At 75.0% G+C, this 11,386-nt stretch carries 5 protein-coding genes; 4 read left to right on the top strand and 1 reads right to left on the bottom strand.

Annotation, left to right across the window (positions count from 1 at the left end):
• The first annotated feature begins 96 nt into the window (after window positions 1-96).
• Genes ACYVLT_RS27315 through ACYVLT_RS27305 form a run of 3 tightly spaced genes read left to right on the top strand, consistent with a single transcriptional unit; the run spans window position 97 to window position 9,178 of the window.
• Complete coding sequence (locus ACYVLT_RS27315) at window positions 97-5,799, top strand: beta-ketoacyl synthase N-terminal-like domain-containing protein (RefSeq protein WP_461123076.1); 5,703 nt, start codon at window positions 97-99, stop codon at window positions 5,797-5,799.
• A complete protein-coding gene (gene fabD, locus ACYVLT_RS27310; protein ID WP_461123075.1) occupies window positions 5,796-8,252 on the top strand; it encodes an ACP S-malonyltransferase in 2,457 nt (818 codons plus the stop codon). Before ACYVLT_RS27315 ends, fabD begins: the two co-directional genes overlap by 4 nt.
• On the top strand, window positions 8,249-9,178 hold the full coding sequence (locus tag ACYVLT_RS27305) for a DUF6039 family protein (RefSeq protein ID WP_461123074.1): 930 nt from the start codon (window positions 8,249-8,251) through the stop codon (window positions 9,176-9,178). The genes fabD and ACYVLT_RS27305 overlap by 4 nt, the downstream gene beginning before the upstream one ends.
• A gap of 69 nt (window positions 9,179-9,247) precedes the next feature.
• Here ACYVLT_RS27305 and ACYVLT_RS27300 read toward each other — a convergent pair whose 3' ends face one another.
• A complete protein-coding gene (locus ACYVLT_RS27300) occupies window positions 9,248-11,020 on the bottom strand; it encodes an alpha/beta fold hydrolase (RefSeq protein WP_461123087.1) in 1,773 nt (590 codons plus the stop codon).
• Window positions 11,021-11,134: 114 nt separating this feature from the next.
• Between ACYVLT_RS27300 and ACYVLT_RS27295 the strand changes: the two genes are divergently transcribed.
• Window positions 11,135-11,380 (top strand): acyl carrier protein, encoded by a 246-nt coding sequence (locus ACYVLT_RS27295; protein ID WP_461123073.1) that lies wholly within the window; start codon window positions 11,135-11,137, stop codon window positions 11,378-11,380.
• The last annotated feature ends 6 nt before the right edge of the window (window positions 11,381-11,386 follow it).

Raw genomic sequence — 11,386 nt, 5'->3', positions numbered from 1 at the left:
GGTGACCTGGTGGAGGAGCAGGTCGGGGGCTCAGGACTGAGCAGACGGGTCGGGCCGGCGTGCGTACGTTCTGCCCGAACGCGTGAAGGAGGCGGGATGCAGTCGACCGGAGGCCCGGTGAACCCGACCGTCGTCCTGGTGTCCGCGGGCGACGCCGAGCGGTTGGCGCGCTACGCCGAGGCGCACCTCGACCACGTGCTCGACCTGGCCGACGACGACCCGGACGAGCTGCTGTCCGGTCTGGCGTGGAGCACGCAGACGGCGCGAACGCCCATGGCGCACCGGCTGGCGGTGGTGTGCGCGAGCCTGGACGACCTGCGGGCCGGGCTCGCGGCGTTCCTCGCGGGCCGGTCGGACCCGCGGGTGCGCACCGGTCACGCGGACGGCGACGCGCCCGGCGCGGTGCCCACGACTGCGGCGGAGGCGGCCGAGCTGTGGGTCCGCGGGCACGACGTGCCCTGGCGCGACCACTGGCAACGGCGTCCGGTGCGGCAACCGCTGCCCGCCTACCCGTTCCACCTGCCCGAACCGGTCCACGACGAGGTGCTGGAACGCCTCACCGCGCACTACCGCGAGGTGTCCGGCATCCCCGCGGACCGGCTCGACCCGCACACCCCGTTCGAGGAGTACGGGCTGACCTCGTTGCAGATCACCGAGCTGAACGCGGCCCTGGAACGGGACTTCGGCGTGTCCGACCGCGCGCTGTTCTTCCGGCACCGCACGCTCGCCGGGGTCGCGGAAGAACTCGGTGGAGCCGGCGTCCAGGTGCCACCGACCGTGATGTCACCGTCGGCGCCGCACGTTTCGGTGGTACCGACTCCGGCGCCCCAGACCCCGGCGCCACCGCCGCCCGCCGTTGCGGGTGGGGGTGCGATGGCGATCATCGGGATCGCCGGCCGCTACCCCCACGCGCCGGACCTCGACGCCTTCTGGACCAACCTGGTCGAGGGCCGCGACTGCGTCGGCGCGCTGCCACCGCAACGGCACCGCCCCGGCTGGCCGGTCGACCGGATGGTCGGCGGCTTCCTCGACGGCGTCGACGAGTTCGACCCGCTGGTGTTCGGCATCACCCCGCGCGACGCGGCCCTCATGGACCCGCAGGAACGCCTGTTCCTCCAGGCCTGCTGGGAGGCGCTCGACGACGCGGGCCTCACCCGGGAGCGGATGCGGGGGTCCCGGGTCGGTGTCTTCGCCGGGGCGATGTACTCCGACTACCAGTTCTTCGGCGTCGAGGAGACCGCGCGCGGCAACCCGTCCTACAGCGGCGGCGGCATCGGGCACATCGCGAACCGGGTGTCGTTCTTCTTCGACCTCGACGGCCCCAGCCTGACCGTGGACACGATGTGCGCCTCGACGTCCACCGCGCTGCACCTGGCGGTGCGCGCCCTCCGCCAGGGCGAGTGCGAGGTGGCCGTGGTGGGCGCGGTCAACCTCTCGTTGCACCCCAACAAGTTCCTGGAGCAGAGCGGCATGTCGCTCACCTCCCGTTCGGGGCGGTGCCGCGCCTTCGGCGAGGGCGGCGACGGGTTCGTGCCGAGCGAAGGCGTCGGTGCGCTCGTGCTCAAGCCGCTGGCCCAGGCGCTGGCCGACCGGGACCGCGTTCGCGCGGTGGTGCGCGGCACGGCGGTCGCGCACGCGGGCCGCACCAACGGCTACCTCGTGCCCGACCCGGTCGCGCAGAGCGAGGTGATCCGAAGGGCGCTGGACGACGCGGGTCTTACACCCGACGACATCGACTGCGTGGAGGCGCACGGCACCGGCACCGCGCTGGGTGACCCGATCGAGGTCGACGGCCTGACCAGGGTGTTCGGTGGCCGGGCGGCCGGCGGTATCCCGATCGGGTCGGTGAAGTCGGTCATCGGGCACGCCGAGGCGGCGGCCGGCATGGCGTCGTTGACGAAGGTCCTGCTCCAGTTCGAGCACCGCACGCTCGCGCCGACCCTGCACGTCGACCGGCTCAACCCCGACGTCGACTGGGCCGCCTCGCCGTTCGCGGTGCAGCGGGACGCCGCGCCGTGGCCCGACCCGGGGCGGCCGCGGCGGGCCGGGATCAGCTCGTTCGGCGCGGGCGGCGCGATCACGCACGTGGTGGTCGAGGAAGCACCGCCGCGCACCCCCGGCCCGGGCACGGGCAGGCCGCAGCTCGTCGTGCTGTCGGCGTACAACGAGGAGCGGTTGCGCGCGGTGGCCGGCCGGCTGGCCGGCGGGCTGCCCGCCGACGCCGCCCTCGACGACATCGCGTGGACGCTCCAGGTCGGCCGGGCCCACCTGAAGGAACGGCTGGCGTTCGTGGCCGCCGACCGGGAGGAGTTGCGGGCGCGGCTCAGGGCGTTCCTGGCCGGTGACGCGGGTGTCGGCGTGCGGGGCCGGGCCGAGGCGGCGAGGTCGGCGGCGCGGCTGCCGACCTCGGACCTGGACGTGCTGGCCCGGCACTGGGTGGCGGGCGGCTCGGTCGACTGGCCCGCGCTGCACCCGGAGCCCCGGTGGGTCGTGTCGTTGCCGTCCTACCCGTTCGCACGGGTGCGGTACCACTTCGAGGGGACGACCGCCGGTGCGACGCCGACCGGGGTCGAGCTGATGGCACGGCGGTGGCTGGAGGCCGGTCCCGTCCCGTCGGGTGACGCGCCGGTCGACGGCACGGTCCTGTGCCTGCACCGGCCCGGGACCGCGAGCCTCGCCGCGAGGATCGCGCGGGACGCCCCGAACGTCGTCCCGGTCGCCGAGCAGGACCTCGCCGAGCAGGACCTCGCCGGGCACGACCTCACCGACCTCTTGGCCCGCCACCCGCGGATCACCGGGTGGCTCGACCTGACCGACCTGGACCGGACCGAGGACGACCCGGTCTCGACCGGACGGCGGCTCTCCCTGCTCCGCGCCGTCGTGGCGAAGGGTCGCACCACCGGGTTGCGCGGCCTCGCCGTCACCCGCGGCCTCCAGGACCTCGACGGCGTGCCGGCGGGCTCGGCGGGCGCGCGGATGGCCGGATTCCTGCGGGTGCTCGGCGCGGAGCACGCGAAGGTCGCCGCCACCGTGCTGGACACCGACGTGCCGCCCGAGCGTGCGGGGGAGTTCCTGTCCGCGCTGTGGGGCGAGTGGCACGAGCCCGCGGCGACGGCCGAGGTGTGCCACCGCGCCGGGCTGCGGTACCGGCCCGTGCTGCGGCCGGTCGCCGCCCGGCACGAGCCGCTGTCGGTCGCGCCGGAGCTGACCTACGTGGTGACCGGCGGTACCCGCGGGCTCGGCGCGCGTGTCGCGGCGCACCTGGTCGAGCGCGGAGCGCGCCGGATCGCGTTGCTCGGCCGCCACCCGCTTCCGCCCGAGCACGACTGGGACGGTCCGCTCGACCCGGTGACCGCCGAGCGCGTGCGCACCGTGCGCGACCTGCGCCGGGCCGGTGCGCGCGTCGAGGTGCACGCGGGCGTTCTGACCGATCGCGTGGGACTCCGGTCGTTCCTGGACCGCGTGCGTCGCGAACTGGGCCCGATCGGCGGCGTCGTGCACTGCGCGGGCGGACTGTCGGACCGGCCGGCGGCGTTCACCAGCGGCACCGCGGGGTCCGTCGCGGAGCGGGCCGCGCCGAAGGTGGACGCGGTCGAGCACCTGCTGGACCTGACCTCGGACGACGAGCCGGCGTTCTTCCTGGCGTTCTCGTCGGCGTCCGCGCTGGTGCCGAGGCTGGCGGTCGGGGTGTCCGAGTACGCGGCGGCCAACGCGGCGATGGACTTCGTCGTCGCACGGCACGCGCGGTCGGGCAAGCCGTGGTTGCGGTCGGTGGCCTGGCCGATGTGGCGGGACAGCGGGTCGGGGCGTGGTGGGCCGAACGTCGGAGACTTGGTCGGCCTCGGGTCGTTGACCGACGCCCGAGCGCTGCACGCGTTGGAACAGGTCTTGGCCACGCCGTGGAGCGGTGTGGTGCTGCCGGTCGAGCCGCTCTCCGGTGACCTGGACGTGACGTCGTTGCTGGACGCCAAGTCGGCGCCTGTTCCGCCGGTGCCGGTGCCGCTCGTTCCGGCGGGTTCGGATCGGGTGGTGGCACGGCTGGTGTCGGTGTTCGCCCCGGCACTGGGCATCGCGGAGGCGGACTTCGACGCCGACGCGGACTTCCAGGACATCGGCGTGGACTCGGTGGTGCTGGTCGAGCTGCTGGGACTGCTGGAACGCGAGGCCGGGCGCAGCCTGCCGCCGTCGGTGCTGATGGAGTTCCCGACCGTGACCGGCCTCGCCCGTCACCTGACCGAGGAAGGCATCTCCCTCGAAGACCCGACCCCCGTTGCGCCGACCCCCGTCGTTTCGGCCTCCGTTGCGCGACAGCCCGTCGTGGCGGGCGGAACGACCGCGCGCGGCCGGGGTGGAGGCGACAACAGGATCGCGATCATCGGCATGGCCGGCCGGTTCCCGGGCGCGCCGGACGTCGCGGCGTTCTGGCGCAACCTGCTGGACGAGCGGTCCGCGATCGGCGACGTGCCGCGAGACCGCTGGGACGTCGAGCGGCTGTACGACCCGGAGCCCCGGCTCGGCCGCAGCGTCGGCAGGTGGGGCGGGTTCGTCGACGGGCTGGCCGACTTCGACCCGGAGCCGTTCGGCCTCACCGACGAGGAGGCCGCGGCGATGGACCCCGGCGTCCGCCTGATCCTCGAATCCACCTTGGACTGCCTGCACGACGGCGGCTACACCCGTGACGAGGTGTGGGGTCGGCGGGTCGCGGTCGTGGTCGGCGGGCGCACCTCCTCCTACGGTCAGCGGGCCGCGCTGAGGCCGAGCGTGTTGCAGTCCGACCAGAACTTCCTCGCCGCGCAGGTGGCGCACCGCTTCCACCTCACCGGTCCCAACCTCGTGGTGGACAGCGCGTGCTCCTCGGCGCTGGTGAGCGTCCAGGTGGCCGCGCGGATGCTGCTCGCGGGCGACGCGGAGATGGCCGTCGCGGGAGGCGTGGAGATCCTGCTGGACGAGCGGACCTACCTGGAGTTCAGCGCGGCGGGTGCGCTGTCGCCGACCGGCGTGTGCCGCCCGATGGACGAGCGCGCCGACGGCATCGTGCCGGGTGAGGGCGCCGGCGTCGTGCTGCTCAAGCCGCTGGCGAAGGCCTTGGCGGACGGTGACCGCGTGCACGCCGTCATCGAGGCGGTCGCGGTGAACAACGACGGCCACACGATCGGCGTCACGACACCGAGCGTCACCGCGCAGGCCGACGTCATCCGGTCGGCGCTGCGGGCCGCCGGTCGTGACGCCGGGGAGATCGGGTTGGTCGAGGCGCACGGCACGGCGACCGCGATCGGTGACCCGATCGAGCTCCAGGCCCTCACCCGGGTCTACCGGGAGAGCACCGACCGCACCGGTTACTGCGCGATCGGCAGCGTGAAGTCCAACGTCGGCCACCTGCTGTGCGCGGCGGGCCTCGCGGGTCTGGTCAAGGTGGCGCTCGCGGTGGAGCACGGCCGGATCCCGGCGACCCTGTCCTGCGACCGGCCCAACCCGAGGTTCGACTTCGGGCGGTCGCCGTTCCGGCCGGTGACCGCGACGACGGACTGGCCCGTGCCGCCGCAGTCCCGGGTCGCGGCGCTGAGCTCGTTCGGCTTGGGCGGCACCAACGCGCACGTGATCGTCAGCGGTCTGCCGGACAGCGCGCGCTCCGGGCAGACCCGCGCACCCCTGCCGCCCCCGGTCTACCGGCGGCGCAGGCTGTGGCTGGACCGGCCGGACGACGTGCGCGCACCCGCCGTCACGCGCGGTGCGCCGACCGGGCTGCTGGAACTCCGGTTCGTCGACGCGGCGCCGGGCGGTCCGGGGAGCGGGCGATGAGGGCCTGGACGTTCCCCGGCCAGGGATCGCAGCGCAAGGGGATGGGCGCGGAGCTGTTCGAGCGGTTCCCGGAGGAGGTCTCGGTCGCCGACGACGTGCTCGGTCTGTCGGTGCGCGAGCTGTGCCTGGAGGACCCGCGGCGCGGGCTGGCCGACACCCGGTGGGCGCAACCGGCGATCTTCGTGGTCAACGCGCTCGCTTACCGGGCCTTGGCCGACCGCGAGCCCGCGCCCGACTACCTGGCCGGGCACAGTCTCGGTGAGTACAACGCCCTGCTCGCCGCCGGGTGCTTCGACTTCGCGACCGGCCTGCGGCTGGTGCGGCGGCGTGCCGAGCTGATGGCCGAGGCGGTCGGTGGTGGGATGGCCGCCGTCGTCGGGCTCGACCCCGACGAGGTGGCCGCCGTGCTGCGGCGGTCCGGGCTGGACGACCGGGTGGAGATCGCCAACGAGAACTCGGCGACCCAGGTGGTCGTCTCCGGTGAGGCCGAGGCGGTCGCGGCGGTGCGCCGGGCGGTGCGCGAAGTGCCGGGTGCCCGCTGCCTGCCGCTCAACGTCAGCGGTGCGTTCCACTCCCGGCACATGGCGGCGGCGGCGCGGCGGTTCGGCGACCACCTGGCCGGCGTGGAGTTCCGCGACCCGGTGGTGCCGGTGATCGCCAACGCGACCGCCGAGCCCTACCCGGCGGGCGGCGTCGCGCGGCTGCTGGCGAGGCAGGTCGACAGCCGCGTGCTGTGGCGGCGGTCGATGCGCGAACTGATCCGGCGCGGTGTGACCGAGGTGCGGGAGGTCGGCGGCACCACCGTGCTGGACCCGTTCTGGCGGTCGGCATTGGCGGAGGGCGCGATCACAGCCCCCACGAGCCGCGCGACCGGCGACGCGGGAACGCGCGGGAACGGCGCGGCGCTCGGCAGCGGGGCAGGCGGCAACGAGGCGCTCGTGACCGGCCAGCCAGTCGCCACGGTGCTGCCCGGCGTGCCGGGGAGGCCGGGCGTACCGGACGCGGCAGGCATGCCGGGCGCGGCGGATTCATCCGACTTGGCGGGCGTGCCCGGCTCACTCGCGTGTGACACCGACCCGGGTGCCGCCGCGTTGGGCAGTGCTCGGTTCCGGTCGGAGTACGGCGTCCGGTACGCGTACCTGGCCGGGTCGATGTTTCGTGGGATCTCCTCGGTCGAGTTGGTCTCCCGCATGGGTGCCGCCGGGCTGTTGGGCTACTTCGGGTCGGGTGGGCTGGGACTGGCCGAGGTGGAGCGTGCCGTGCGACGCCTCGCCGGCACGCCGGGCCTGCCCTTCGGCGTCAACCTGCTGCACGACCTGACCGATCCCGCCGGCGAGGAAGCGCTGGTGGACCTGTTGCTGCGCAACGACGTGCGGTTCGTCGAAGCCGCGGCGTTCACCGCGGTCACCCCGGCGGTCGTGCGGTTCCGGTTCTCCGGCGCCCACCGCCGGTCGGACGGCACGCCCGTCGCGGTCCGCCGCGTGCTGGCCAAGGTGTCCCGGCCGGAGGTGGCGGCGGCGTTCATGGCCCCTCCACCCGCCGACCTGCTGCGCGGCCTGGTCGACCGGGGCGCGTTGACCCCGTCGGAGGCGGACGTGGCGCGGCGCCTGCCCGTGGCCGGCGAGGTCTGCGCCGAAGCCGACTCGGGCGGCCACACCGACGGGGCGGTGGCGTTCACGCTGGTCCCGTCGCTGGTCCGGGCGCGCGACCGCGCGGTCGCCGAGCACGGGTACCCCGACGGCGTGCACCTCGGCGCGTCCGGCGGCCTGGGCGCACCGGAGGCGGTCGCCGCGGCGTTCGTCCTCGGCGCCGACTTCGTGGTGACCGGCTCGGTCAACCAGTGCTCACCGGAGGCGGGCACCTCCGACACCGTCAAGGACCTGCTGTCCACGCTGGACGTCCAGGACACCGCCTACGCGCCGGCGGGCGACCTGTTCGAGCTCGGGTCGAAGGTGCAGGTGGTCCGCAAGGGCACGCTGTTCGCGGCCCGCGCCAACAAGCTCTACCAGCTCTACCGGCAGCACGCGGGCCTGGAGGAGCTGGACCCGCGGACCCGTGCGGCGCTGGAGCGCGACCACTTCCGCGCACCCCTGGACGAGGTCTGGGCGCGCACCCGCCGGCACTACCTGGACACCGGCCGCGCGCACCAGGTCGAACGCGCCGAACGGGACCCGAAGCACCGGATGGCGTTGGTGTTCAAGGCCTACTTCGCCCGCACCAGCCGGCTCGCCGCCGCGGGCGACGAGGCGGAGCGGGTCAACTTCCAGATCCACTGCGGCCCGGCGATCGGCGCGTTCAACCGGTTCGTGGCCGGCACGCCGTTGCAGGACTGGCGAGCGCGCCACGTCGACCTCGTCGCCGAGCGGCTGATGGCAGGAGCGGCCCGCGTGTTGCGGGAACGACGCGCGGCGCCCACCGGCGCCGCGCCCAGACCGGTGGAGGAGTACCAGTGACCGGAGCAGGTACCGGCGGACCGGGAGTGCTTCCCGCGATCCATCAGCTCGACCGGCCGACGGACCGGGTGCTGCACTCGGGCAACTGCGGTGTCCTGGTGCAGCGCTCGGCCCAGATCGCCGCGGGCCGGGGCGACGAGGCCCGCCGCCTGGCCCGCGAGGCGGCGGAGCACGTCAACCGGCGGGACGACCTGGCGACCGTGTTCGTCTACGAGGAGACGTTCGGCGTCAAGGACCGCGTGCACTGGCTGATCCACCTGAGGTCCCTGGAGGACTACGAAGCGGTGGTCCGCGTCGGCGGCGCGCCGGACCTGCGCGACGGGGTCCTCGGCGGCTACGTCGCCCATCGGCAGCCGGTGGAGTGGGGTAGCGCCTTCGTGCCCGGCAGCGTCGAGGAGCGCGTGCTGTTCCCCCACCGGTGGGGGATGTTCGGGACCGCGACCGACGTGATGGCCGCCGACCCGTCGCTGAGCCCGCTCAAGGCCGGCTCGCCGGTGCCGTGGTTCGACGTGCTGCCCGCCGCGCACCAGACCGCGCAGGACCCCGAGTGCGTCCTGACCACCGCCACGGCGGGCGTGGTCATGCACCGCGTGATCGACTTCAGCTACGAGTTCCGCGCCGAGGCACGGCTGTTCGCCCGGACCGTCGCGGAGAACATGAACCTCAACGCCTCCGGCCACGCCACCGCGCTGGTGTTCGAGGAGCTGTTCGGCCCGATGGAGCGCCTGCACTTCCTCATCCACATGAAGCGGCTGAGCACCATGTACGTCCTCATGGGCATCGACGCGCGGACCGACCCCGACGCGCCGCGCGCCGCCTACCTGCGGGACTGGGTGTCGCCGGAGCGGGGCGCGGGCGGGTGGGACCGCATGATCCGCGACGGCGGCTGCCGGGACCACGCGCTGACCGCGCAGCAGTGGAGCTGACCCGGCCGAGTCGCCGGCGACCGGCGAACCTCGGCATGCCGTGCCGGGCACGGGTCCGACACGGCGCGGTCAACCCGGGACGGTGGCCGGCCACCGGACCTCGCCCCGGGCGGCGGGCGTGGCGTCGGGGTCGCGCACGAAGTCGGCGATCAGGTCGGCGACCAGTCCCGGCCGGTCGTGCTGCGCGTAGTGGCCCGCCAGCGCCAGTTCGGCGTAACGGGCGCGCGGGAACAGCCCTGCGGCACGCACGGCCCGCGACGGCGACGCGACGGTGTCCCGCTCGGCACCGATGAACAGCACCGGAACGTCGACGTGCGGCGCGTCGGACGCGGTGTCGACCGCCCACAGCTCCCGCAGCTGCCGCGCGTACCGGACCAGGGCCTCGGGCGTGCGGAACGGTCGCAGCACCTCGTCCCGCAGCACGGTGCTGAGCACGTCCAGCGGGGCAGCCCCGGCGCCGCCGCCGCGGAAGAGGCCGATCAGGCGGTCGGCCTTGCCCGGGTCGTCGGCGACGGCGCGCACCACCAGGTCGAGGTTGCGCTCGTAGCCCAGGTCCAGCTCCGCCCACCGGCCGTCCTGCCGGAACGCCCCGTTGAGGAACACCGCCGACGCGACCGACCCGGGGTGTCGGCGCTGGTACGCCGTGGCGATCTTGGCGCCCGCGCACCAGCCGACCAGGTGGACGCGGTCCCCGCCCGCGTGCGCGATGACGTCGCCGAGGTCGTCGAGGTGGCCGTCCAGGTCACGCGGCCGGTCGCCCGCCTCGACGCCGAGCAACCGCCACGTCACCACCCGGTGCCGGGCCCGCAGCCGGTCGAGCAGCCGCGCCAGCAGGTCGAGGCCCTGCCCGAGCGCGTTCACCACGACCAGCGTCGGCCCGTCGTCGCCCGCCCCGGACACGGTGAGGTCGTCGGCCTCGCGCGCCACGGTGGTGGTCCGCAGCCACCGGTCGGGCCGGGCGGCCCGGTCCCGCGCCGCCCGCAGCTCCCGGTCCTGCGCCTCGCGCACCCCGTCGACCAGCGCGTGCAACTCGTCGCGCGGCAACGGACCCGTGCCGTGCGCCGGGACGGTGGCGAGCCCGTCCAGCCGCAGCGCCAGCAGGCGGTCCACGTCGGTCGGCTCGCCCGTCGGGGTGCACGTCACGCCGTAGCCGGCCGCGACCACCGGCCACAGCTCGGCCAACGGGGTCGGCTCGGGCGCCGGCACGGCGTGGAAGCCCTCACCGGTCGTCCCGGCCAGGTCGGCGACGTCGCCGGCGCGGATCACCGGCAGCCCGCCACCGCCCGTGCCCACGACCAGCGGGACGTCGCTGAAGTGGTCGGGGAGCCGGTCCCGCACCTCGGCCAGCACGGAGTGCACGGCGTCGAGCAGGTGGTGCGGACCCGGTGGCGTCTCGCCCAACGCGACCGCCCAGGGGTCGATCACCGGCGGCACGCGGACCACCCGCCACGCCACCCCGGCCGACAGCGCGCCCTCCACGGCCTCCCGGTCCAGCGCCGGGTGTCCGTGCGGGCCGACGTGGACCAGCCTGGTCGCGCACAGACCGGGCAATGCGGCCGTCACCGCCCTGAGCACGGCCGGGTGCGGTCGCAGCGCCACGCACCACACCTCGTCGGCCGGCGGGCCGGTCAGCGGGTCGGGCAACCGCGCCGGGTCCACCACCTCACAGCTCAGCTCACCCCACCGAGCGGCACCGCCGCCGAGCGTGGCGGCCGTGGCCGAGACGAAGTCCCGCAACGTCGTCGCCGAGCCACGCAGCGCCAGCAGCCGCACGTCGGCCGTGCGCAGGCAGCGCGCCGCGAAGTGGCCCGCCAGCACGGGCGAGGCGCCGACGATCAGCACGCGGGGCAATCCGTTCCTCCTCTACGGACGTCCGCATGATGGCGTCGGCGGCGGCGCGGGTGCTGCTCAAGAGTGCGCAGCCCGGCCGCACGCACCCCGCTAGCGTCCCGCGTCGTGGACGAGCCCTGGGACGAGACCTTCGAGGAAGTGGTGCGGGCGGCGCTCGTCGCGTACCCGCCGGACGCGCCGCTGGAGCCGGGCACGCCGCTGCCGGCGCACGGCGTCGACTCGATCGCGATGGTCGGCCTGGCGATGGTGTTGGAGAGCTCGTACGGCGTCACCTTCCCGGCCCGGGCGCTGGTGCCCGCCACGTTCGCCACGGCGGGCGCGCTGTGGGACGCCGTGCGGGCCGCGAACTGAGGGTCG

This window comes from Saccharothrix stipae (genome assembly GCF_054781895.1).
This window is presented reverse-complemented; position numbering and strand designations above follow the sequence as displayed.